The organism is Anaerorhabdus sp. (genome assembly GCF_036657415.1).
Classification (GTDB): domain Bacteria; phylum Bacillota_I; class Bacilli_A; order Erysipelotrichales; family Erysipelotrichaceae; genus Anaerorhabdus.
In genome coordinates this window covers 18,519-44,726 of the sequence record NZ_JAVXGL010000002.1, presented here as the reverse complement: position 1 = coordinate 44,726, position 26,208 = coordinate 18,519, and the positions used below count along the sequence as shown (strand labels likewise).

The window sequence follows — 26,208 nt, the reverse complement described above, 5'->3', positions numbered from 1 at the left end:
GCTCGTATGCGTTTAAAAGAAGAATTCTCACATACAATCATCATTGAAAAATCTGAATTTATCTGTTATTTAGGACGTGCTTTCACAGAAATAGAAGCACGTGAATTTATCCAAAAGATTCGCAAAGAACACCGAGATGCAACTCATTGTTGTACTGCTTTTGTCCTTGGCGAAAGAAATGAAATCATGCGTTCAAATGATGATGGTGAACCCACCGGCACTGCTGGTTCTCCTATGTTAGATGCTCTTTGTAAGAGTGGTCTTACAAATTGTTGTGCTTGTGTTGTTCGTTATTTTGGTGGCATTAAACTTGGTGCAGGTGGTTTGATTCGTGCCTATTCAAAAAGTGTATCCGAGGCCATACATCTTGCTCCTAAAGTAGAAACAGTCCTTATGAATCGATACACTTGTACGTTTAGTTATGATTGGGTCAATAAACTAGACTTCTTCATGAAAGATAATTGTGACATCCTTGATAAGACATATGATGTAGATGTTACTTATACATTCTTAACAAAAGATTTAAACTATCATGATAAATTAATTGAATACTCCAATGGGCAACTTCATCCCTTGTGTATTGAACAAAGCCTCATTGAAAGAAATTGTGATTAATTATTCCACCGTAACTGATTTCGCAAGATTTTTTGGTTGATCAATATCACAGCCAAGTTTCTTTGCAACAGTGTAAGCTAGAAGTTGATAAGGGAGAATTGATACAATTCCCTGTAGTACATCATGCACTTTAGGCAGAAAAATTACGGCACTAGCATCCATTAAATTTGAATATAAATCTTCACGAATTAGTAGGAACACTTTTGCACCACGTGTTTCTACTTCTTTTGTGTTAGAAATGCTTTTTAGTACTAGATCAGGATTTGTAATACATGTAATCACTGGTGTATCTTTTTCTATTAAAGAAATTGTTCCATGTTTTAATTCCCCTGCTGCATATGCTTCTGAATGAATATATGATATTTCTTTTAGCTTTAATGAACCTTCTAATGATAATGCATAATCCAACCCTCGCCCTAAGAAAAATACATGATTATGGTGTTGAATTGTATCAGCAATTTTTTCGACACTTGTTTGATCAATATATTTTTTCATTAAAAGTGGTAATCGTTCTATCTCATTCTCAATTGCCAATTTTTCTTCACTAGACAATTTATTTTCTTCCATCGCTTTTTTAAGACACAATAAACTCAATACCGCAACTTGACTACAATATGCTTTCGTTGTTGCTACAGATATTTCTTTTCCTGCAAGTGTTGGTAAAAATACTTTTGCCTCTTTCGCAAGACTTGATCCTAAAACATTCACAATCGCAAAGGTATCAATACCTTTCTCATTACACATTCGAAGTGCCGCAAGTGTATCAGCTGTTTCACCTGATTGCGAAATAAATACTACTGCAGTATCATCATCTAAAATTGGATTACTATAGCGGAATTCACTTGCCAGTTCTGTCGAAGAGATGACTCTTGCTTTCTGTTCCATTAATGTTTTCGCAATCATTCCTGCATGATATGCTGAACCACATCCTACAAATACGAAGCGTTTATACTTTTTAAGACTTGGCATAGTCTCATTCAAATCGTTTAATGACTTTTTCATATAATGATGAAATGTCTTTTTGATTACCATTGGTTCTTCATGTATTTCTTTCATCAAGAATGTATCATATCCATCCTTCTGAATCTCTTCAAGCGATAGTGTTGCCTCTTTTGATTTCCTTTTAACTTCGTTTCCTTCTTCATCAATAATCGTAATTCCAGTGACATCAAGAATTGCTATTTCATTCTCATTCAATTCTAAAACACGGTTTGTAGTTTCGAGGAATGCACTACAATCACTCGCAAGAAAAACAATATTTTTTCCTTCACCAAGTAATAATGGACTGTCTTTTCTTATTGCATAAATCTTATCTAACTCATCATCAAAAAATATGCCAAAAGCATAACTTCCTTTTAAAATCGTACATGCTTTTTGAATAGCTTCTATTTTATTGTTTGTTTTATTCATGCAGTCATTAAGTACCGCACACGCAACTTCTGTGTCCGTTTCTGTTTTAAAAGTCACCCCTTGCATTTCATAAAATTTTCTTAGTTCATGACTATTTTCAATAATACCATTATGTACTAATGTAACTCTTTCAATTTGATGAGGATGAGCATTTACATCATTGGGTTCACCATGCGTTGCCCATCTTGTATGCGCTAATCCACTCGTTCCTTCAAGTGATTTATCTAATTTATCTTCTAGTACTTTGACTTTTCCTTTTGTCTTATAAAGTGCCATCTCCTGATTATGTACTAAGGCAATACCACAACTATCATATCCACGATATTCTAGTTTTTTTAAACCCTCAATTAAAACAGCAGCTTTAGTATTTTCACTGCTTACAAATCCTATTATTCCACACATAAAAACGTCGCTCCTCCATTAGCAAAAAAACACTAATGTGGTTAACGACGTTTTGTTGTAGTATTAATTCTACTTTTTGTTCGTCATTATCTCGGTGCACATTCACCGTAACAGTACCCGCCGAATCTTTCGATAATCTGTTATCCTCGTCAACACAATGTGTCCTGGCGCTCAATAGAACTTATCTATCGATCCTCCTCGATAAAATTCTACCTTTGCACATTATAACAACTCATCTTTTTTAATGCAACCCAAACAAAAACACCATTTTATTTATTCATCGCGAATAAACCAATGATGTCTTATGCTGTATTAACTAATCTAATTCTTCTTCCTTTTTTTCTGAAGGAAGGTTCTCTCCACTACAACGCCATAATTCGCTAAATGCGACAAATGGTATTGCTTTACTATATTCTCTTGCTTGAGCTCTTTGTTTCTTTACATCACCTTCGTAGCGTGTTTGCAGAATTGCTTTATTAACCATGTATTGCACATATACTAGTTTCTTTAATAAGAACCAGCGTGCTACTGTTCGCTTAATTTCTTCTGTTTTATCTTCCAATGGACGAATTCTATCAAAAGCTGTTTCTTTAATCGCATTAGCTTCTTCCATTGCCGCATCTTTCAACTCTTCATAATTTGGATATACTTCGTGGTCAATTTCTTTTTGAATAATTCCCGCACGTTTTTCAAAAGCTTCACGTGCTGCTAGTACAACACGATCGCCATTTCTAGTATCCATAGTCACGATGTTGTTTTTAAATGCTTCAAACAATCCAGTTGGTTCAGTAAAACAAAAATACAGTGACTTAGCATATAGGTAACTTGATTTACCTTGCCCTGTAAGTATAAACAATCTTTCATCATCATTTTGTTGAAGATAAAGCAAATATGGACAAATGAGTGGTTTCCCCTCCAGTTTAAATGCATCCTTATATCCAATAATTTGATTTGATACTACATCTTTATTTATACCTAAGTTTAGTCCTGCACAAATTCGTGCATTCGGGTGAAGCTCTAAGATTTGTTGGAAAAAAGCTGGGAGATTTTCTTCGTGACTTTCTAGATAATGTAAATAGTCTTCTAGGTACCCATTGAAGACGCAATCATTTCCATTTTTTCGAGTGTCGACGAAGGCTGTTAGTATTTCATAAATCACAGCTTATCCTCCTGTCAACTATATGTTTATACGCATTTATTATAGCCTATTTATCACAAATGTGACAATAAAAGTTTTGGTTGTGATAAAATTAAGGCGGTGATAAATTTGAAAACAACCTGGGTAAATTCATCAAGTAAAGATGCAATCATTCTTAAACTACTTGATAATTATGAAGAATCTGTATTAACCGAGTTCAAATGGACTCCTTTTCGAAGTTGGTTAACTGCGTCACTTCCAACCGAAATACCCACACATGTATTAATCTACAGTTATTACAAAAAGCTTATAAATAAAGGCGAAAACTATCCTATTTATGGAAAAATGTTTAGCTTTTATAACTTTTCTAGACAGCTTATTTCTTTTGCGAAAGAGATGGCTTTATATAAAATTTCTATCGCTGATCTACCTAGTGAAACCAGTAGTGATAAAGAGTTAAAGTCGTTATTACAACTATGTCTTAAAGAAAACCTATCCGAAAAAAATTTAGCAGATTTAATTGAAAAAGACTTTGATTTAACAAATATTGTCACAACACATCCATTTTTAACAGATTATTTTGATTATTCTTTACATAAAAAATTCGTTGAACAGGGTATAGAATCTATCAATTTATTTGATGTAACTCCTAAAAGTGAAAGTTATCGTCATGCTTTAAACCCTCGCATAGAAATAGAAAGTATTGCACAGGAAATCATTCGTGATCAGATAAGTGCACAAGATATTTTAATTATTTGTGCTGACTCTTCTTATTATGATGTAATAAAACAAATTTTTGACCGCTATAAAATACCTCATGGATTTGCCCATAAAAGTCATCTATCTCGCGTAGCTGTTGCCGCAACAGCTTACTTAAATTGTTTTATTAAAAAAGATGTTGCTTCACTTATCCATGCATTTGAACAAAATTGTTTCTCTACATCGATTAATAATCCATGTTTAAATTATATAAATCAATTCATTTTTAAACTTGAGGATTGTACTTATGAACATCATACAATCTCAAATGAATTAAATCAGGAGTTATTAAATAGAAATGAGTTATCTCTATTACTTGAGGAGGAAAAGGAATTCAATCTATTTATTCAAAAAAATGCTGATATTATCAACTTAATCCTTACTCAAAATAATCCAAAAGAAATCTTACATATTGTTTTCAATCAATGTGTAGAACATTTCAAGAATACCGAATATTTCAAAGAAGTTTACACAGTTAAAAATACCATTGAAGAATTATCTACTTATCTTGAAACAATGGACGACTTACTTTATCTTGTTGATTGTTTGAATCAAACAATGGTTAATGAAGAATCAAGTGTATTAGGTCGTGTTGGTATTACCGATTGCACTCATCCTTTACCTTCAAGAAAACGTAGCTATGTTGTTGGTGCAAGCCAAAGAAACTTCCCTGCTTTTTCTTCTTATAGTGGAATTTTTGATGAATCTTATCGTGCTAAAACGCCTTTCCCTTCTATGCAAGATCGCTTTGACGCTTATATGAATCAACTTAAATGGATTGAGCACAGTGCTACTGATGAATTATATTACACTTATTCTGTACTTGATTACCAAGGGAAAAAATCAGAAAGTGCTTTTGAAATTGAATCAAAATTCTCTTCAATAGGTGAACTAAACTGTAACTCCAATAATTATCGATTTATTGAAAAGCATACGTTAAGTCCTGAAATTGCACAGTCTCTTTTCTTCAAAGATGATTTATTGCATGGTAGTATTTCTTCCTTTGAAAAATATTTTGAATGCCCATATGCCTATTTCGTTAACTATGGATTACGTGTTAATGAACAATCACGTACAGAGTTAGCCGCAAATACCATTGGAAGTATTCAACATGCAATTCTTGAACATGCTTGTCGAACTTATGGTAAAGATTACGCCAAAATCACAAGAGAAGAAATGTTGGCAATCGCTCAAGGTCAAATTTCATTACTTAAAACATTGCTTCCTAAAGAAGTATTAAAAATTAACTGTATCATCACTAAAATGATTGATAATCTACAAATATCTTTTGAATTTCTTGCAGATATGGAATTAAATACATCCTTTGTTCCATCTCATTTTGAATACAAATTTACTTCTACTTATTTTGAACATATCAAAATTAATGGATACATCGATAGAATAGATTTCGCATCCAATTTATTACGTATTATTGACTACAAGAGCAGTTCAAAATCAATTACTGAAACTTCCTTCAAGGCTGGGCTTAAACTTCAATTACTCACCTATTTAATTCTTGCGACAAAAGAATTTGATAGAGAACCTTGTGGTGCTTATTATTATTCATTAAAAAATGACAATATTGATATTGCTGCTGCAAAAGTAACACGTGGTAATCTTGTGGAATTTACAGAGGAAGATTATCATCAAAACTTTATGAAAAATCATCGTTTATCTGGATGGACTTTTAATGAAAGTGAATTACTTGACTATGATGGTCGCCATTGTGTTGGTATTCGTACTTCATCGAAAGGATTATCCTTTACAATTTATGATTTCAACTTAATTGATCAAGTACTTAAAGAACTCTACCAACTTCTTGTAGATAAACTTCAACAAGGTCTTATTCCTGTTGATCCTGTTGAAGGAGCTTGTACCTATTGTAAATATCAAACAATATGTCGATTCAAAGGAGAACAAAGAAAAGAGAAAGCACTTGTTTATGCTGATTGTTCTTTGAAGAAAGGAAGTGATACTGATGAAATGGAATCCTGAACAAAGCTTAGCGATTAATACAACAGGACGAAATATTCTTGTATCTGCTTCTGCAGGCGCTGGTAAAACGGCTGTCCTTGTTGAACGACTAACAAAACGCTGCCTCGTTGACCGTATTGGTATGGACGAGATTCTTGCGGTTACTTTTACTGATGCTGCCGCAAATGAAATGAAGAAGCGTTTATCAAAGCGATTAAATGAAGAATATACTTCACCTAACGCTGATAAAGAATATATTCAAAAACAACTTGTTCTCCTTCAAAATGCGCGCATATCAACAATCCATTCTTTTTGTTTAGACTTAATAAAAAAACATGCCGATGCTTTAGGTCTTGACCCTGCCATCGCTAATACTATTCTTGAAGATGGGCAAGTAGAACTTGCAAAACAAAATGCATTTGAATCTGTACTTCAAGAAATGCTTACAACACAATTTGATGAAACATTACAATGTGCTCACTATTTTTCTCCTCGTTCAGAAGACTTTGAAGATTTCAAAGACGCAATTCTAACTATTATGAAAACTGCCGCTGCTTCTTTGGATGAAGATGCTTGGTACAAAAATGCTCAAATGAATTATCAACATATTAAAACACCCGCAGATATTACTCCTGCACTTGCACAACTATTCTTTGCAGCATGTCGTCTTGATGTAGATATTCAACTTCAAGGAATTGAAGAGTGTTTAAAGTATTGTTTATTGCATGCACCAGAAAATGAAAAAGTTATTCAGTCTATCAATTTAAAATTAGACTTTACTCGTGATGTTTATCAATACATTGATAACAAAGATATTGATGGCTTCATCCGTTCATTTAGAAGTGCCTTGTCAAAGGATATCAAAACAATAACAAAAGATGAATATTTCAAAGATACTCTATGCAAGAACCTTAAAACCCATCGTGAAAATTGCATTAGTAAATATGTTGATTTTGAAACAATGAAAAATGATTCCAATGAAATGAGTTCACTCGTTGAGACATGTCTCACTTTCGCAAGAAAAGTAAGCATAGCTTTCAAACAAAACAAATTGGAATTACGCGGAATCGATTTTGATGATATGGAACAATTAGCTTATCAAGTATTGAAAGCTGATAATCAAAGAATAGCAAAAATATATCAATTACTATTCAAAGAGATACTAATCGATGAATTCCAAGATACAAATGAAATTCAAAATGAATTGTTAACTATGGTTTCTAATGGGAACAATGTTTTCCGTGTTGGTGATGTTAAACAATCTATCTATAAATTTAGAAAAGCAAAACCCGAAATCATGCGTACCCTTATGAATGATGAAAGCGTTGAAAATATTACACTTGCCTATAACTATCGTTCTAATCAATCCATCGTACAATTCACAAATGATTTGTTCCGTAATTGTATGAACGTTGAAGGATGTCGTGATGTTTATCTTGAACGTGATTTTGTACAGCCTGGTACTCCATCACAAATGGAAACAAGTAATCCTGTAGAGTTTTATAAAATTAATACTGCATCCATAAAAGAAGATCATGACTCATTGGAAAACAAACAAATTAAAGCTCATTTCATCGCACAAAAAATTGTTGAAATGAAAAATTCTACTTCCTATAATAAATGGAGTGATTTCGTAATCATAACTCGCACCCATGGTGATAAAAATTTAATTAAGCAGGTTTTTGACGAATATAATATTCCTTATAGTATTGATGCAAAAGAAGGATTCTATCAATCCTACTGTTGTGCCATTGTGTTAAGTATGCTTAGACTTGTAGAAGATATTGATGAGATATCTTTGTTATCCGTTTTAACATCACCACTTTACTTTACAAGCGATGATGAATGTGCAAACCTAAAGCTAAGTTCATCTTCTCTTTGGGAAGGATGTTTGAAATTTAATCACCCTCTTGTAAATGATATTTATGCGTGTAGAGAGATTCTAAAATCTCACGGCTTATGTTCGCTATTAAATAAAATCGCTACAATTAATAACTTTGTTGACCAAGGATTGGATCAACAACAACGTACAAACTTTGATTTACTTTTCGAGAAAGCAACGCAATTCGAAAAAACTTCTATCAGTTTACGTCAATTCATTCAACAAATTGATTTAAACATTCAAGAAAAATCAAATGAAGCTGTTGCTTTAGGACCAGAAGAAGATGTTGTTCGTTCTGTTACTATCCATCATTCTAAAGGACTTCAATATAAAGTTGTATTTTATTGGAGTACATCTGAAAATAAACTTAAAGACAAGGCGAATGCACTTCTTGTGGACAGCGAACTTGGAGTTGCTTTTCATTCATTAAAATTACCTTATCGTTTCCGCCGACCAACTTTTCAACGAATTGCTTTAGAATATAAAATTAATCTTGATGACTTAGAAGAAGGTATTCGTGTTCTTTATGTTGCCTTAACGCGTGCCGAAAGCAAATTAATCATTGTCGATAATATTGACAAAGAGATTAACCCAACAAAGTTAACACTTCAGCACTTGAATAAACGCAAAGGTATGACATACACAATTTTAAATTCTCTTGGCAATAATGATAATTTCACTATTTATACGGTTAATGAATTAAAAGTTCAACCAAAGAATTATCGCCACGAGACTACTCAAATTGAATTACCTAAGTATCAATTAACTGATGCTTCTATTGAATCACTGTCTCCAAGTTCAACTGAAAATTATTTTGTCCCACAACTTACTTTCGATGCTATTTCTTCATCAAGTCGTGGTAATCTTGTTCATAAATGGATTGAAATTCTACCTAATCGTGTATGGACCAACGCTGATTTCAATGATAGTGAATTGAGTTTAGAGGATAGAGAAAAATTAATACGTTTTAGTGAATCAAAAATTTACAAACAATGTTTGTCTATGGATATTCATAAAGAGTTTCCATTTGCCGTACGTAATGATAATAAATTGATACAAGGATCTGTCGATTTCATTGCAGTAGATGATCAAGCTATCATCTTAATTGACTTTAAGACCGATAGAAATGTAACACAAGAAATTTTATTGCAACGATATAGTCAACAAATCAACACTTATAAAATAGCTTTATCTATTTTATTCCCACAAAGAGTTATTGAAGCATATATCTGCAGTTTCGACTTAGAAACATTTATTCATATTAAATAAAGAAAAATCAAGTTAGTGGCAACCACAACTTGATTTTTTATCTTTATCATAATCTTCTTTTAAGTTTTTAATCCGACATGTTGTTTCTTTTGAGCAACCTAAACAGGTGCCAGAACAATTTGTCTTTTTTGTTTTACTCATCAGCATCATTGTCACGCCAATTACAATTGCAAGTATTCCTAAAATAAGTCCATCTATATAATTCATTCGCAACACCTCTGTGGATATTACTATAAACCAACTTAATCTTTAAATCAAACCTTTTAATCTTCAATTTCATATCCAAACAGCATGTTTCCACCACCTGTTTTCTTGACATTATACATAGCACGGTCAGCTACTTGAAGAAGTTGGCTAGCACTATTACCATCTTCTGGATAACACGCAACACCAATACTTACACCACAAAAAACTGTGCCTTTTTTAAGTTCCCAAGGTTTTTTAAATCTTTCTAGAATAAAGTGACACAAACTACGAATGCTTTCTTTTTCGACTTTGCCAATGAGAGCGACAAATTCATCGCCACCATTGCGATATATCGAATCTTTCAGCATAGGAATATTGCTAAAGAATTCTCCTAAATTAATCAAAAATTCATCTCCTGCATCATGACCAAAATTATCATTAATCAATTTGAATCCATCAATATCAAAGAACAATAAATATCCCTGCTCATTCTCACTCGCATTATCAATTTTCGCTTTGCATTTTTCAAGTAACATTCTTCGATTTGGTAGTTTAGTCAACGAATCATAATGGGCCATATATTTTATGAGTTCTTCATTTTTCTTGTTGTCAGTGATATCTGCACTACTTACAATATGCGCAAGTCTTCCATCAACCCACGTAAACGCTGAGCTAAAGACTCTAAACCACGAACCATCAAATGCCCGTTGATAGTCCCAAATATATACTTTTGTTGGATTTCCTTTTTCATCAATAATCTTCTTTTGTGGACAAAACTCACAAGGACCTGTTTGCCCAGGAAAAAGCACTTGCCAGCATTTGTTTCCCATAAATTTATCTTTACCACCATAAGGGGATGCCATTGATTCGTTTACATATAAAATATCATGTGTATTGAAATCATTTACATAAATGTCTATACCTGTATTATCTAAAATCTTCTCTAATGATTTTTGAGCGAATCGCAAACGTTTCTTATATAAATTAAACGATGTATATTTAATCAACATTGCATTTGTAATATGTAACAAATTGAATTCTTCATTACTATATTCCAGCCTTTTACCAGCATTTATCACAATACCAAATATTCGATCATTATCATCAAGCACTGATTCGACATATAACGTTTTAGCATCAAACATATTTAATAATTTCAATTCATATTCTGATAATTCATCATTTTTATTCAACATTAAAAAACTTTCGTATATTAAACGATTGTTGAATTCTTCTTCAAGATTATTTAAATCCAATATTTTGGGATATTCTTTTTTGGTATTTGAATATCGTGACATTTCATTCAATTGATTATTTAATCCTGGTTCATATACAAGAGATATATCAAAACCAAAATAATTTGTAATCAGCTGTTGTCCTTGTCTTACATTATCTAGTTGTACTTGTTGGTCAGCAAACAAAGTTGCTAGTCTTAGTATTAATTCATCTTGTAGATTCATACTTTCACCTCAAGTTTACAACTTTCCTAGTTATTACTTTCTTTTTCTCGAATATATTCTATTGCTTCTTTACCTGACATATGTTCTATTGTTAATTCAATACAGCTAACCGCATTAAAACTTCCACTGATTTCTGCTTCTTTATTATTACTGAATTCTTTTGAATATTTATCTATCAAAAGTTCTAACGCAAATCGTTTTTCTTCATCTCTTAATACACGGGCTTTCCCAAATACGATAACACTTCTAAAATAGGTAGTGAATTTTTCAGGTACGATATTATCCGCATCAACAACACAAAAGGATACCTTATCATTTTTTTCTAATGCATCGATTTTGTGCCCTGCTTTTGCACTGTGAAAATAAATCTTTGAATCACAATAACAATAACTTAGTGGAATAGTATAAGGATATCCATCATCGCCTATCACAGCCAATACACCATTTGTACCTCGATTTAATACCTGAATGCATTCTTCCTTAGATAAAACTTGTTTAAATCTACGCATTTCTCTAAACATATTTCAGCCCCCTATATTTAATCTTTAACAAAATCTTTTGTTTCAAAGATTTTGTTCTATTCTCTTACAAACACTATAGCAAATAAACACTTCATTTATAAGTGTAAAATATCCATTTGAATGAGAATTATTCCACTTTTCAATTATGACTATCATATAACCTTATAGTAAATAATTATTATCTCGATTCGCTACTATAAACTCCTTTAGCTTATAAGTTGCATATCCTTCTAAAACAAGTGGTTCTTTTTTGCATATTTCTTCAGCATCTTCATAACTATTTGCTCTAATTATATACATCCCAGCAACTCCTGGATAGCTTTTAAAAACGCCACATATTTCTAGTATCTCGCTATCATCTAATCTCTTGATATTTGCAACATGTCTTTCTATTACTGCTTTTGTTAATTTATTATATGTTTTTCCTTTTTCAATTATCATTACATAAAGTGATTTATCCATGTTTTATCCTCATTATTATCATTTAAAATATAATCTATCAATTTTTTATTTCATGTATCGCTAGTATATCATGAGTATTTTTTTAAAACTACTTGAAATCAAAATAAAAAATGCTTTCGCATTTCTAGTTTTATTTTATTTCTACTCCCAGGGGGATTCGAACCCCTCGTTGCACGGATGAGAACCGTGTTTCCTAACCGATTAGAAGATGGGAGCAGAATATACTTTTAGTATATTCCTTTCTCACTATCTTTCAATATCAAAATTTATTTTTACTTGTGATGGTACGGTTTTCATCTGCCCAATTTTAGTAGTCTCAAATGTTCCATGACAATCTGAACCTGATGTAACAAATAAATTGAATATTTCGCAAATTTTCAAACAAATTTCCGCTTGTTTTTCTGTATGCTTTGGATAATAACATTCAATTCCGTCTATTCCTAACATCACTAATTTTCTTAATATTTCTTCAAATTCTGCATCATTTAAATCTTTAAAAACTCGACCTGGATGGGCAATTATTGCTTTACCATGTGCTTGATGAATTTCATCAATGACGCGCTTCACTCCAAAAAATGAAATATCTTCATAGGAAAAGTCCCCTTTAAAAAACAAATCAAATGACTCATCTAAATCACCTGCAACACCACGTTCTACAAAATAATGGATTGCTCTCCATCCACCTAATCGTCGATCATACTCATAATTATCATAATCTTCTAGTGATACTCTAGTGTCTTGTTTGGCAATCATTTCTACAAAATCACGATTTGCGACATCGAGTAACACTCTATTCGCGGTCACAAATTCTCTAAACTGTTCATTTTCCAAATCAAAGTTATAGCCAAGCATATGAATATTTCTACCAAATTCAGTACAATCTATTTCAACCCCTGTTACACATTGAATATCTGTATTCTTTGCAAGTTCCATTAATATTTCAGTTCCTTTTAATTCATTATGGTCGGTGATTGCAAGCACACTCACTTGTTCCTCTTGTGCCATTTGAAGGATTTCTTTTGGACTGTATGTTCCATCTGAATAGAAGGAATGGTTGTGTAAATCTATATAACTCATAGAATACTCCTAACTAATTTTATAAATTATACGTTGTTCTTTATAAACTGTAAATAAAAATCATATGATCTTCTATCGAACAAGTTCATTCGTATATAAAACTAATATATCCTCTTCCTCAATTTTTGTATCACCACTAGGAAGAATTGTTTTGCTATCTCTAATAATCATAATGACAAGTTCATTTGCTTTTGGAGAGAAATCCTTAATTGTTTTTTGTATCCACTCACTACCTTTTTCAATAATATATTCTTGTAGACAAATTTGATTTTCTCCTCGATATTTATATGCGCTCAAAATAAGCTGATCACCTTCTTGAAGTATAGTCTTTCCACTTGGAATTATTTTTTCTTTATTCCGCAAAATTAATATTATTAATGTATCTGGTGGTAACGTTATATTTTTGATTTCTTGATTAATCCAATTATGCGATGAATTTAAGTTAACTTTTATAAATCGTAAATCTACTTCATCTGAATAATCACTAAATGATTTCAATACATCAATATTCTTATCTGTCATGTCAAGCCATTTGGAAACCTTGGGTAAGAATGTACCTTGAATTAAAATTGATAATAAAACTATGAAAAATACAATGTGATATAAATCAATAGATAAATCATTTAAACGAACTGTCGCAAGTATTGCGAATACAATTGAAGCTGCTCCTCTTAATCCAGCAAACGAAACAAGCAATAATTGTTTGAATTTACATCCATAGGGTTTTAATAATAAGAATGTCGCAAAAGGTCTTGCTACTACCGTTAAAAAAATCATAATTAAAATCGCTGGTATAAAAATATCTGGAATTCGCGAAGGTGTCGCAAGAAACCCTAAAAGGAAGAAAATTACCATTTGCATTAATCCTGTAATTCCATCAAAGAAATGTACAAATGCTTTTTGATTCGTCATTTTTTGATTTCCTAATATTATTCCTGTTATATAAACACTTAAGTAACCATTCCCATTAAAGTATGTTGCTACAGCATATGACACTAATGCTATCCCCACAAGAAACACTAAGTCAAATCCATCTGCTGTGAGTTTTATTTTTTTTAAGATATATGTTGCTCCATATGCAACGATAAAACCAAAGAATATACCCATCGCAAATTGTAATATTATAAATTGCAATGTGCTTTGGAGTTGTATTCCACTTGTCATCATTGTTAATACTAAAATAGTTAGCGTATATGATGTTGGATCATTACTACCACTCTCAATTTCTAACAAGGAGTCTGTATTATATTTTAATCCCAAGCGTTTAGAACGTAGGATAGAAAATACTGATGCTGCATCTGTTGAACTGATTACTGAGCCAATCAAAAAACTTTCTAGTAGTCCAAAATGCAAAACATAATGACAGAATAGTCCTGTTAATAATGCTGTGAATAGAACACCCAAAGTTGATAATAAGATAGCTTTTGATACTACTGGTTTTGCATGTTTCCAGTTGGTTCCAAATCCACCATAAAAAATTATAAATATTAAAGCTACTGTACATATTTTTTCTACTGTTTCATAATCTTCATAATATATTCCTAGAATTCCATCTGTTCCAAAAAGTAATCCCAGTCCAATAAATGCCACCAAAACAGGAAGTCCCGCCTTTTGTGTTGCACGATTTAAGAATACACACGCCACAACAATAATTCCTGCTAACAATATACCTATAGTCAAATTATCACTCCCCCACTTGTTTTTATTTTACCATAAAAATTCTATTCTTCTTTTTATACAATAAAGGTTATCTTTCGATAACCTTTATTTACTCATATCAAATAAAATATAATGTGAATCTGTTTTAGCGCTCAGTTTAATTTTTGATTCATCAAAAATCTCCGCTCCATCTTTCTCATTTATCAATTCACCATTAATCATGCCATTGCCTTCAATTTGAACAAGATAAACTTGGCGATCAGCTTGAATATCATAATTTATATCTTCATCTGCTTTTAAACTTATGACTGATATATTCATATCTTGATGAATATGAATAGGTCCATTACCTTCAGGTCCTGAAACTATTTGTAACCATTTTCCTTCTCTATCCTTCCATTCAAATTGATAGTCACCATAGTTTGGTGGATATTCTTTTTTATCTGGAATTATCCAAATTTGAAGAAATCTCAAAGGATTTTCTGTAAGATTAAATTCACTATGTGTTACACCTGTACCAGCACTCATATATTGAACCTGACCACGAACTAAATCACGTTTATTACCCATGCTGTCTTTATGTGTTAGGGTACCCTCAACAACATAACTTATAATCTCCATATTTTCATGGGGATGTGTGCCGAATCCTTTCCCTGCATCAAAAATATCATCATTGATTACTCTTAATGCTCCAAAATGAATATTATTAGGATTATAGTATTCGGCGAATGAAAAATGAAAGATGCTGTGTAACCAACCCATTTCACTCTTTCCCATTTTTTCATGATTTATTATTTTTATCATAATACTCCCTCTTTTCCAATTTTTTTAAATCTTGAATATCAACGAGTATATTCCACCTTTTTAGTAAATGAAAAATTGAATATTAATTATAAGATACTATTTAAGGTAATCATGATTTCTCGTTGTTAGTTGTCTTTATCTACAATATATCACTAATTTACAATACTTCTATAAATATGCTCTACTAAAATAAAAACTAAGTTTTCACTTAGTCTTTATTTCTTAAATTTAACTGTTACTTTGAAGTAATCACCATCGGTTTCAATTGATAATTTACCATCTTGCGCCTCAGTGAATCCTTTTGAAATTGCTAGTCCTAGCCCTGAACCTTCTGAATTTCTAGATTTATCGCCACGTACAAATCGTTCTACTAAATCATTAGGATCAAATGTAATTTCTTCGCTAGATATATTGCGAACTGAAAACTCCATTGTTCTTTCATCCTCTGTGACTTTCACATATACTCTTGTATTAGGAATAGAATATTTAATTGCGTTATTAAATAGATTTTCAATAATACGGTATGTTTTATGTGCATCTAACCGCATAATCATCTTTTCTTTTTCAAAATCTGTTTTAAATGTTAATCCAGACTTTTCTATTTGTGGAGCTAACTCAAATAATGTCTGATTGATTAAAGACACAATATCTACATCGACAATATCTAATCGTATATCCCCACTATTCGCTTTACTTACCTCAAACAAATCTTCAATTAAATGTTTTAGTCGTAATGAACTTCTCTCAACTGTTTCTAAGTAATCTTTTTTCTTTTCTTCATCCGTTTCCTTCTTCAATAAATCGACATAAGAGATTAAAGATGTAAGTGGTGTTTTTAAGTCATGTGATACATTCGAGATTAGTTCAGTTTTCATTTTTTGACTCTTAGTTTCTTCATCAATCGCAATTTTGAAACCAATTCGAATATCTTCTAACTCATTTTTAATAGGGTCAAATACACCTAACTCTTCAGTGATGTCAGTTTCTAAATCACCTTGCGATAAACGTCTAGTACATGTGAGTAATTGTGTATAGTTTTTTTGTATCTCCTTAAAGATTTTAAGAATGAGTACAAATAATGCAATTGAATAAATGAGTGCGCCTAAAAATTCATCATTAAAAATCCAGAAAATACTACATAGAATAAATACATTCGCTGCAAGAATACCAATTAATTTTATATAAGATTCTTTCGATAGTTGTATTGTTAAACAATCATAGAACCATTGTTTAAGCGTTCTATAAACACCTTTAACGATTTCTTTTGTTTTTATCTTTTTCAAGTTTTCTTTAAGACCATCCGTAAAAATTGTCTTTATCCAATAGATAGATATTATCACTCCATATCCCATGACTATTGCAGCAACGAAAGCTAGAATAAGTGCTAGGATATAATTAAGCATACTTGCCTCATTCATCATGCTTTCTGTTACGCTATATGATAAGTTATTATATAAACTTAGTGGTATATTAATAATCATTATTCCTGTAAATACAATTAATGCTCTTAATTCCCAGCAAGCATTATCTAACCAACGACCCGCAAAAGACTCACGAATTTTTTTAAGTGGATAAATTAACCCCAATAATGCCATGGCAATAATTGTATATAAAATATTAACTTCTCCTAGATAATAAATACTTTGTTGCGATGCAATCGTATAATCAATATAATTCATGATGTTATCATTCATATCCAGTGAATCTGGTATTCCAAATATCACTGTGCAATTTGTAAGCTTTGGAATTTGATAATCAATTTCTATACCATTATATGTTGCGTACTCACCTGTTACATCTTCTTCTTGTAGAAACCATTTTGATGCTTCATTAAAAACTGTTATAAACGGATCAATATAGATGTTGACACCATCATCTAGTTTTTGAACTGTTTGATTACCATTCTCGTCAAAGTTTACTCGATACCAAAATTGATAGTTTTTTTCGTTTGCTTCTAGCGTAGTCATCGGTAAATTTGATGAACGTTCTAAATACGTTTTTTGGTTTGTATCGTTATTAATATATAACGCTTGTAATCCACGAATGTCCCCAAGCTGTTCTACTACATTATTCAGGATATATTCATTCATTCGGTTCTTATAATTAGAGCGATCTATTCCTTGAATCATATTTCCATTTTCTTCTTTAAATTCAATCTTAAAGACATCAGTGTAGTATAGGAAACTATTTAGTTTCATTTGGTCTGAACAATAAAGTTCAAATGTTGCATCATTTAATAGGCTTTCTAATTGTTGATTATTTCTAAATGCCGTCTTATACACATTGTTGTTTTGACTATTCGCCTCATCTGCAGATATCGATAATATACCTAACGAAATAACCGCAATAATAGACAAGAAAATAAAGAGCTGTTTAAATGTTTTATCTATTTTTTTCATCTTCTACCCCTTATCTATTTTATAACCAACACCCCATACTACTTTTAAATATCTAGGGTTTCTTGGGTCTATTTCTATCTTTTCTCGAATGTTTCTTATATGTACCATAACAGTATCTGTTGCGATTGCATCTTCATTCCATACCTGTTCATAAATCGACTCTAAACTATAAACACGTCCTGGATTTTTTATCAGTAATAACAAGATCTTAAATTCGATGGGTGTACACTTTACTAGTTCACCATCTACTTTTACATCTTTTGTATCCTCATTTACTTCTAATCCACCCACTACATGATTGCATGCAGATTCTTGTTCGATAACTTTATTGCGAAAACGATTGTATCTTCTTAATTGTGAATTAACTCTCGCTAAAAGTTCCATTGGCGTGAATGGTTTTGTTACATAATCATCAGCACCCATGTTTAAACCTGTAATTTTATCTAATTCTTCTGATTTCGCGGATAATATCAGCACTGGAAAATCATGTTCCTCTCTTAGCTTCATAATCATCGTTAATCCATCCATTTCCGGCATCATCATATCAACAATCGCTAGATGAATTTCGTTGTTAGAAATAACCTCTAATCCTTCTTTTCCATTGTATGCACGTAAAACTTCATAGTTTTGATTTTTGAGATATATTTCTATCGCATTACCAATTTCTATGTCATCCTCTACTACAAGTATTCTATCTCCCATAATTGCTCCCCCACTAATTCTTATTTACTGTTAACTGTATATTTTCTTTTCTCATAATCGTATGTAGAACTTTGCCATCAAAATCCATATGTCTTACTAAGCTCAATAATGCTATAAGTTTATTTCTAGTCAACATTCGCTTAACTTCTTTTTCTAATGTTGGGTCAAACTCTAGAATATTTCTTGCTTGACTCTCAAATGATTGTATCATATATGGAAGAATTTCTGTACGCAATGAGTGTGTGATACTGCCTTTTGATTGTATATTATAGTGATATAAAACATCCGGTATAATCACTGTCTTTTTGCTTTTGATTAATACTTTATGCACTGTTGAAACATCTTCAAAAAGCTCTCCTAAAGGAAAAGAAATTCCTTCCCATATTGATCTGCGATATAGTTTTCCCCATGAGAAATTACGTATTTTAGTATCTTTTAATAAGTATTTCATCACTTCTCTTCGACTGGGAATCATTTCCTTTTCGACTGTATTTTTTAACCCGAACACTCCGTTAAAATCATTACCACAAATTACAACATCACTTTGATAATGTTCAAGTTTATTCACCATAACTTCTAGTATATTCTCACTTATCATGTCATCAGCATCCACAAACATAATATAGTCACCTGTTGCATGTTTTAGTAAAGTATTGCGTGTAGCGGCAACCCCTTGATGATCACAATGATAAACGTGGAGTTTATTCGCAAAGTGTTTTTTATATTTTTCTAGCCGACTTTTTGTTAAATCTGTTGAGCCATCATTAGCCACAATAATCTCAAAATCTTGGTATGTTTGTTTCATGATTGAACGAATACAATTATAAATTGTATCTTCTGAATTATAAACTGGTACTAATACACTAACTTTCATATTAAATTTCTCCCTTTAATTTATTCATTGTAGTAATTTTTCTATAAACTAGAATTCCCACTATACTAATTAGAAATGTAATGCCATAGATAATAAACGCTGATGTAAAGTCTTGTCCCATTAATTTTTCACCGGCTATTGTAGATGTAATCACAGATGGAATTCTTGCGAATGTTGTGATTACCACAAATTTCATTGTATTTATTTTTGTAATTAAGCCAGCAAAATATGTAATAAAGTCTTTAGGTGTTCCTGGAATGAAGAAAATCATAAATACAAGAGGATAAAACTTTTGTTCGTTCTTTAAGAAAGAAAGCCCTTCTATTTTTTCTTTAGGCATAAAATGTTCAACCATGTTATTGCCATATTTTTTTACTAGCGTCAAAATACAATATGTTGCAAGTCCTGACCCTAATAAACAAAGAAACATTCCTTCCCATGTGCCAAACGCAACTCCTGCACCTACCTCAATGATTTCTCCTGGTAGAAATGCCACTAAGACTTGTAGAAACATCATGAGTACCAGTGCTAATCTTCCAAATACCCCAAACTTATCTAGCCATATTTTAAAGTTTTCTGGATTTGATGCGATGCTTGTAAAGAATACAAATATGGCTGCTCCAAGGGCTATTACAAAGAATAATCCTCCAATAATAGATACTATTTTTAATATTTGATATATCTTCTCTTGTTTATTCATAACTAACCTCTTTATGTTATTAATCATATGGGATAGATATAAAGAAACTTGTTAGGTATTTCTAAAGACTTTCTTAAGATTTATGTTTATTGATGTAGATTTGAGTATTTAAATTGTTGTATCCTACTTCATTCATCTTTATACTGTTTGTATGAGGTGAATTTATGATTGCATTACTTGTCGCATTATGTGCATCCATTGTCGGTGCAATTTCTGGAATAGGTGGAGGCGTTATTATTAAGCCATTACTTGATTTATCTGGCAATTATTCTACTGCTGTTATTAGTATATTGTCTTCTGCTACTGTATTCTCAATGTCTGCCGCAGCATTATTTAAACATTATCGCTTACATACTAAGTTTGATATGAAATTTGCGACCTATATTGCCATAAGTTCTATGATTGGTGGATTATTAGGGCAATCCTTATTATCCAGCCTATTGAAGTTTGATAATATTCCAATTAAACAGATTCAAAATTTTGTATTAATGATTCTACTAATTATTGTTTTGATTTACATGAACAAATTCAAAGAAAAATATCATTGGCATTTAAAAAATCCCCTTGCTCCGATTCTAGTAGGGATCTTCTTTGGTTTTCTTTCCGCATTCCTAGGAATAGGTGGCGGCCCAATTAACTTAGTTGCTCTTACTTTATTTTTCTCAATGAATACAAAATCAGCTTCTGTTATTTCTGTATTTATGATTTTCTTCTCTCAAGCATCTAAATTATCACAAGTTTTATTAACCCAAAGTTATGTGGGTCTTGATTTAGTAGCACTACTTTATATGATACCTGCCGGAATTGTTGGTGGACTCATTGGGTCAAAGTTAAACCACCAATTCACTGAAAAACAAATTCATAATTTGTTCAATATTGTATTATGTTTTGTCATTATAACTACTGCAATTAATTTATTTTAATTGATATAGAAATAAAATGTGTCCCCTATTCATCTTTAGCACTTGAATAGAGAACACATTTTTATTTTTTCCACTCTTGAATCGCTTTATGTAAGGATCTTCCCATTTCTTTAAAGAAATCAGAATTAATCTTTCGATTATAAAATCGTTTAATCCAATCTTCCGTTTCTTCCATTGTTCCAATTGAGAACATTTCTTTGATTTCATTATCACTCAACTCTTGGTACGTGTTTTCACATACTACATATTTATTTTCATATCGTCTTCTTGGTTGTACTTCTGTTTCATTTTGAGGATATCCAAGTACTAGCATACAACATGGAAACACATATTCTGGCAAATGCAAAAGTTCTTGATGTATTTCTAAATTTTCCATAATGTCACCAATATAACAAGTTCCGATTCCTAGACTTTCCGCTGCAACTACGGCATTTTGTGCCGCAATTACTGCGTCTTGCATACTTAAGATAAAGTCAGCTTCATCAATACACTTGTCTTCTTCCTTCTTTGCATTAAATAATTTAAAGGCCCGGTTCCATTTGCTCATATCATTGCAGAAAATTAATATATGACTTGCTTCTTTTATGAACTGTTGATTATCACATGTAACACTTAAACGATCTTTAAGATTTTGATCTGTAATATTTATAATTGTATACATTTGCATATTACCTGCGCTTGGTGCTTGTTTAGCACATGTAATAATGCAATCCATTTCTTCTTTTGAAATAGATTTTGATGAAAACTTACGAAGTGAAGTCCTTTTCAATAATAAATCGATTGTTTTGTTCATACTAATCCTCCAATATATTTACTATAGTTTAACAATTGTTATACTGGTTTGCTAGTGAGAAAAGAAAAAGAGACAAAGTCTCTTTAAATTAATCGTTTTTTGGAGCAAACAAATCATATACATCCGATACTGGACAATGTGTTTGAATTGCTTCAATTGTTTTTGAAATCATATATGCAACTGATAATGAAGTAATCTTTGTAGTTCTTTCTTTGCTTTCTTGAGGGAGAGGGATTGTATTTGTGATAACCATTTCTTTAATTGGAGAATTTTCAATTCTTTCAATTGCTGGTCCAGAAAGGACACCATGAGTACAAGCACAATAAATCTCTTTAGCACCTTTATCTTTTAAAATGTTTATACTTGCTACTAAGCTTCCAGCTGTATCAACAATGTCATCGATTACGATAACTGTTTTGCCTTCAACTTCCCCAATTACATTCATAGCTTCCGCTACATTAGGTTTAGGACGACGTTTATCAACGATAGCCAATGGTGCACCAATGGCATCGGCAAGTTTACGTGCACGTGTTGTTCCACCATGATCTGGTGATACTACAACTATATCTTCTAATGCCTTTGATTTAAAGTATTGTCCAATCATAGGAACAGCTGTTAAATCATCAATAGGTACATTGAAGAATCCTTGGATTTGAGATGCATGTAAATCAATTGTGATTAGTCGATTAGCTCCTGCAACTTGTAATAAATCTGCTACAAGTTTTGCAGTGATTGGTTGACGAGCTCTTGCTTTTCTGTCTTGACGTGCATACCCATAATAAGGCATTACAACATTGATTTCGCCTGCACTTGCACGTTTACAAGCATCAATACAAATTAACACTTCCATTAATCGCTCAGTTACTGGTGCACATGTTGATTGAACAATATAAACTGAACGTCCACGTACAGTTTCTTCTGGCTCTACTAAAATTTCTCCATCCGCAAAATGTTTAACACTAATTTTACCCAACGGCAAGTTCAAGTGGTCCACTATTTCATTAGCGAGATCAACACTTGATGTTAATGCAAATACAATCGTCTCATTCATTTTCAGTTTTACTCTCCTTATTTGTTTTTGTATTTAGTTCCATAACCTGGTTTGTTCTCTTGACGACAACGCCCAATGGCCATATCCCCATCTGGAACGTCTTCTGTTGCGGTTGATCCAGCAGCTACTACAGCATTTTCTCCTACAGTTAATGGTGCAATTAAATTAACGTTACTGCCAATAAACGCTCCATCTTTTACAACTGTACGGAATTTATTTTTACCATCGTAATTTACTGTTACGACCCCACAACCAATATTAACTTTACTTCCGATGTCACTATCGCCAATATACGTCAAGTGCGCACAACGGCTATCAAACCCAAAGTTTGTATTCTTAAACTCGACAAAATTACCGATTCTATTTTTACTTTCTACAACTGAGTGCATACGCAAATGTGCAAATGGTCCAACTGTACAGTTATCTTTAACTTCACTATCTGTAATTCTAGAACTATCAATAACACAATCTTTTCCAATTATTGCATTATCTAGAAAACTTTGTGGAAGAATCGTTGTTCCTCTTTGAACTGTTGTATTTCCTTCCAAATATACATTTGGATATAGTATCACTTCTGCTTCTAGTTTTACATCTGCACCAATATAAGTTGCGTCTGGATTAATCATTGTAACACCTTTTTTCATCCATTCTTTATTGATGCGTTTTTGCATTTCTTGATTTGCACGAGCTAGTTCATATTTATCATTAACACCTGCAACTTCTTCATTGTCTTTTGCGACAACTGCTTTCACTTTTAATCCTTTTTTATTTAATATCTCAACTAAATCTGTAATATAGTATTCACTTTGAGCATTATTATTTTGAATATCTTTTAAGTTTGAAAATAGAGTTTCATTATCAAACGCATAGATTCCAGTATTAATTTCATTTATCTTTTTTTCATCTTCAGTACAATCTTTAAATTCAATAATACGTTGAATGAATCCATTTTCATCACGAATGATTCTTCCATACGCACTTGGATCATCTAAGATTGCAGTTAAGACTACCATTTTTGCATCTTTTACTTCTTGGTAAAGTTCTTCAAATGTGTCTGCGGTTAGACACGGACAATCTCCATTCACTACAAGCGTTTCTCCTTGAGCATGTTCACATTGTTTCGCTTGCATTACTGCATGTCCTGTTCCTAATTGAGGTTCTTGTAAAGCAAATTCAGTTTTTCCTTCCATTGCCTTTTCAATCACTTCATGACCATATCCTACAACAGTAACTACTTTTTCAGCACCTGCTTGCTTAACAGTGTCGATTAAGTGTTCAACCATCGTTTTTTGACATACTTTATGCATAACTTTTGGTAAATCTGACTGCATTCTTGTTCCCTTGCCTGCAGCCATCAGTATTGCAGATTTCATAATTGTCCCTCCACCCTACTATTCTACTCAAATTTTGATCATAAAAAAAGCCCAAATGGGCTTTTTATTTTCTTTTTTCACTTTTTATCTATTTTTATCTCGAATTTTTGTTTTTCGGATAAAACTTGCTATTTTTTTAATCTCTTTTGCAGCATTATCTAAACATTCTTCGCTTTGTGTTAGTCCAAACACCGTTGAACCACTTCCCGACATAAGTACTCCATCCATCCCTAACTCGATTAATCGCTCTTTAATCTTGGCAATTTCAGGAACAAGCTTAAATGATGGTTGCTCAAGCGTATTTCCCAAAGCGTGTATTATTTCTTCATAATCACCCATTTCTAATGCTTGTTTCATCTGTAGACAATCGGGATGATAAGCAGTCTCAAAATCGAGCATTTCAAATGCAGTTTTTGTTGAAACCCCTTTATATGGTTTTACTAATAATACATAGAAATCTGTGATTGCTTCAAAAGGAATAATTTTCTCACCAATTCCTGAAACTAATGCTGGTTTATTAATACAACAAAACGGAACATCTGCGCCAACTTTCTTAGCGAGTTCAATCATTTTTTCCTTGCTCATACTGATTTTCAACAATCGTTTGATGAGACGTATTGCAGCTGCAGCATCAGCACTACCTCCAGCAAGTCCTGCCTGCGTAGGAATATGTTTTTGTAGAACTATTTTGAAATTTTCTTTAAATCCATATTCTTTTCTCAATACTTCTATCGCCTTAATAATTGTATTTTTCTCTGTCTTTGGCAAATAGCCGGCATTACTCTCCATTGACATTTCATCGCTGATTTCCATACTTAAAACATCATAGAATTCAAGTGGCACCATAATCATATTGAGTTCATGATAGCCATCATCACGACGCTTTACAACATCTAGACTCAAATTAATCTTTGCATAAGCTCTTTCTTTCATAAGTTACTCCACATTGTATATAGTTCGATAAACTTCGCGCCATCGATTGCTTCTGCCCGAACAGTTTCTGATAAATTACATTGCGTTAGTATTTCTCTTATTTTGTTATTATCTTGAATGATTTCTTTTAAGTTGTTAAATAATGTTTTTCTTCTTTGTTTAAAACAAGCTTTCACAAAATCAAAATATACTTGCTCATTGTCCACTGTAATCTTATGTTCTTTTTTTGTGAATTGAATAACGGCAGAATCCACATTAGGACGCGGGTTAAATATTGTCTTAGGGATCTTCATCACCATTTTTACATTATATAAATATTGGGTAATTACACTTAGGGCATTATAATCCTTTGTTGATATATTTGCACAAAAGCGATCCGCTACTTCTCTTTGAACCATAACTGTAATACTATCTACTTCACATTTACTTTCAAATATTTTAAATAAAATAGGTGTTGTAATATAATAAGGCAAATTTGCACACACTACTACTTTATTAAATTCTTTTCTGCATTCTTTAACAACTTCTTCAAAATCAACCTCTAAAAAATCTTGATGTCTTATTTCATAGTTATTATATTCACTAAGCGAATAGGGTAATACCTCTAATAGTCGTGTATCGATTTCGTACGCAATTACTTTTTTAGCACGTTTACATAATTGTTCTGTCAATGCGCCAATACCTGGTCCAATTTCAATTACACATTCATTATCGCATTTCGCAAAATCTGCAATCTTTTCTACAATACCTGGTTCAATGATAAAATTTTGACCATAGCCTTTTTTTGCATATAGGTCAAATTTTTTTAATATTTCATTTGGTGTTGCAACTGTTGCGATTGC

22 protein-coding genes and 1 tRNA gene are annotated in these 26,208 nt (G+C 32.0%); 4 read left to right on the top strand and 19 right to left on the bottom strand.

Annotated features, from left to right (window positions below):
* The first annotated feature begins 6 nt into the window (after positions 1 to 6).
* The gene (locus RSB60_RS00610; protein WP_332613872.1) at positions 7 to 615 is read left to right on the top strand and encodes a YigZ family protein; all 609 of its coding nucleotides are present in this window, start codon (positions 7 to 9) and stop codon (positions 613 to 615) included.
* Here RSB60_RS00610 and glmS read toward each other — a convergent pair whose 3' ends face one another.
* Positions 616 to 2,427 (bottom strand): glutamine--fructose-6-phosphate transaminase (isomerizing), encoded by a 1,812-nt coding sequence (glmS, locus tag RSB60_RS00605; RefSeq protein WP_332613870.1) that lies wholly within the window; start codon positions 2,425 to 2,427, stop codon positions 616 to 618. It lies immediately after the preceding gene.
* Positions 2,428 to 2,743: 316 nt separating this feature from the next.
* Positions 2,744 to 3,586: a hypothetical protein gene (locus tag RSB60_RS00600; RefSeq protein ID WP_323380967.1), complete on the bottom strand. Its 843-nt coding sequence runs from the start codon at positions 3,584 to 3,586 to the stop codon at positions 2,744 to 2,746.
* A 108-nt stretch (positions 3,587 to 3,694) separates the two neighbouring features.
* Here RSB60_RS00600 and RSB60_RS00595 point away from each other — a divergent pair, with 108 nt between their 5' ends.
* Both RSB60_RS00595 and RSB60_RS00590 read left to right on the top strand, forming a co-directional pair.
* On the top strand, positions 3,695 to 6,319 hold the full coding sequence (locus RSB60_RS00595) for a PD-(D/E)XK nuclease family protein (RefSeq protein ID WP_332613868.1): 2,625 nt from the start codon (positions 3,695 to 3,697) through the stop codon (positions 6,317 to 6,319).
* A complete protein-coding gene (locus RSB60_RS00590) occupies positions 6,303 to 9,449 on the top strand; it encodes a UvrD-helicase domain-containing protein (protein ID WP_332613866.1) in 3,147 nt (1,048 codons plus the stop codon). Before RSB60_RS00595 ends, RSB60_RS00590 begins: the two co-directional genes overlap by 17 nt.
* A gap of 12 nt (positions 9,450 to 9,461) precedes the next feature.
* On the opposite strand, the gene RSB60_RS00585 is transcribed toward RSB60_RS00590, so the two are convergent.
* The 12 genes from RSB60_RS00585 to RSB60_RS00530 form a co-directional block, all read right to left on the bottom strand.
* On the bottom strand, positions 9,462 to 9,656 hold the full coding sequence (locus tag RSB60_RS00585; protein ID WP_323380964.1) for a hypothetical protein: 195 nt from the start codon (positions 9,654 to 9,656) through the stop codon (positions 9,462 to 9,464).
* A gap of 56 nt (positions 9,657 to 9,712) precedes the next feature.
* Positions 9,713 to 11,095, bottom strand: coding sequence for a sensor domain-containing diguanylate cyclase (locus tag RSB60_RS00580; RefSeq protein WP_332613864.1), 1,383 nt, complete (start codon positions 11,093 to 11,095; stop codon positions 9,713 to 9,715).
* A 26-nt stretch (positions 11,096 to 11,121) separates the two neighbouring features.
* Complete coding sequence (locus tag RSB60_RS00575; protein WP_332613862.1) at positions 11,122 to 11,616, bottom strand: pyridoxamine 5'-phosphate oxidase family protein; 495 nt, start codon at positions 11,614 to 11,616, stop codon at positions 11,122 to 11,124.
* 162 nt (positions 11,617 to 11,778) lie between these two features.
* A complete protein-coding gene (locus RSB60_RS00570) occupies positions 11,779 to 12,078 on the bottom strand; it encodes a YciI family protein (protein ID WP_323380961.1) in 300 nt (99 codons plus the stop codon).
* 142 nt (positions 12,079 to 12,220) lie between these two features.
* Positions 12,221 to 12,294: transfer RNA gene (locus RSB60_RS00565), tRNA-Glu, on the bottom strand.
* Between the two features lie 30 nt (positions 12,295 to 12,324).
* Positions 12,325 to 13,155, bottom strand: a complete 831-nt coding sequence (locus tag RSB60_RS00560; protein WP_332613859.1) for a PHP domain-containing protein — start codon at positions 13,153 to 13,155, stop codon at positions 12,325 to 12,327.
* Between the two features lie 72 nt (positions 13,156 to 13,227).
* Positions 13,228 to 14,835, bottom strand: coding sequence for a potassium/proton antiporter (locus RSB60_RS00555; RefSeq protein ID WP_323380959.1), 1,608 nt, complete (start codon positions 14,833 to 14,835; stop codon positions 13,228 to 13,230).
* 84 nt (positions 14,836 to 14,919) lie between these two features.
* Positions 14,920 to 15,618 carry a pirin family protein gene (locus RSB60_RS00550; protein ID WP_332613856.1) on the bottom strand — a complete coding sequence of 233 codons (699 nt, stop codon included), beginning with the start codon at positions 15,616 to 15,618 and terminating at the stop codon, positions 14,920 to 14,922.
* Positions 15,619 to 15,833: 215 nt separating this feature from the next.
* Entirely contained in the window at positions 15,834 to 18,017 is a 2,184-nt protein-coding gene (locus RSB60_RS00545; protein ID WP_332613854.1) for a sensor histidine kinase, read from the bottom strand.
* Positions 18,018 to 18,020: 3 nt separating this feature from the next.
* Positions 18,021 to 18,719, bottom strand: coding sequence for a response regulator transcription factor (locus tag RSB60_RS00540; RefSeq protein WP_323380956.1), 699 nt, complete (start codon positions 18,717 to 18,719; stop codon positions 18,021 to 18,023).
* A gap of 13 nt (positions 18,720 to 18,732) precedes the next feature.
* Positions 18,733 to 19,593, bottom strand: coding sequence for a glycosyltransferase family 2 protein (locus RSB60_RS00535; protein WP_332613852.1), 861 nt, complete (start codon positions 19,591 to 19,593; stop codon positions 18,733 to 18,735).
* Position 19,594: 1 nt separating this feature from the next.
* A complete protein-coding gene (locus tag RSB60_RS00530) occupies positions 19,595 to 20,293 on the bottom strand; it encodes a TVP38/TMEM64 family protein (RefSeq protein WP_323380954.1) in 699 nt (232 codons plus the stop codon).
* Between the two features lie 164 nt (positions 20,294 to 20,457).
* Here RSB60_RS00530 and RSB60_RS00525 point away from each other — a divergent pair, with 164 nt between their 5' ends.
* A complete protein-coding gene (locus tag RSB60_RS00525; protein WP_332613849.1) occupies positions 20,458 to 21,216 on the top strand; it encodes a sulfite exporter TauE/SafE family protein in 759 nt (252 codons plus the stop codon).
* Between the two features lie 61 nt (positions 21,217 to 21,277).
* Here RSB60_RS00525 and RSB60_RS00520 read toward each other — a convergent pair whose 3' ends face one another.
* From RSB60_RS00520 to rsmA, 5 genes are all read right to left on the bottom strand, one after another.
* Positions 21,278 to 22,009: a nitroreductase family protein gene (locus RSB60_RS00520; protein WP_323380952.1), complete on the bottom strand. Its 732-nt coding sequence runs from the start codon at positions 22,007 to 22,009 to the stop codon at positions 21,278 to 21,280.
* Positions 22,010 to 22,097: 88 nt separating this feature from the next.
* Complete coding sequence (locus tag RSB60_RS00515) at positions 22,098 to 23,060, bottom strand: ribose-phosphate diphosphokinase (RefSeq protein WP_323380951.1); 963 nt, start codon at positions 23,058 to 23,060, stop codon at positions 22,098 to 22,100.
* A 17-nt stretch (positions 23,061 to 23,077) separates the two neighbouring features.
* The gene (gene glmU, locus RSB60_RS00510; protein WP_332613846.1) at positions 23,078 to 24,433 is read right to left on the bottom strand and encodes a bifunctional UDP-N-acetylglucosamine diphosphorylase/glucosamine-1-phosphate N-acetyltransferase GlmU; all 1,356 of its coding nucleotides are present in this window, start codon (positions 24,431 to 24,433) and stop codon (positions 23,078 to 23,080) included.
* 84 nt (positions 24,434 to 24,517) lie between these two features.
* Positions 24,518 to 25,366, bottom strand: coding sequence for a 4-(cytidine 5'-diphospho)-2-C-methyl-D-erythritol kinase (locus RSB60_RS00505; protein ID WP_332613844.1), 849 nt, complete (start codon positions 25,364 to 25,366; stop codon positions 24,518 to 24,520).
* The coding region (rsmA, locus tag RSB60_RS00500; RefSeq protein ID WP_442879650.1) for a 16S rRNA (adenine(1518)-N(6)/adenine(1519)-N(6))-dimethyltransferase RsmA at positions 25,363 to 26,208 on the bottom strand (846 nt) is incomplete at its 5' end. The genes RSB60_RS00505 and rsmA, both read right to left, overlap by 4 nt.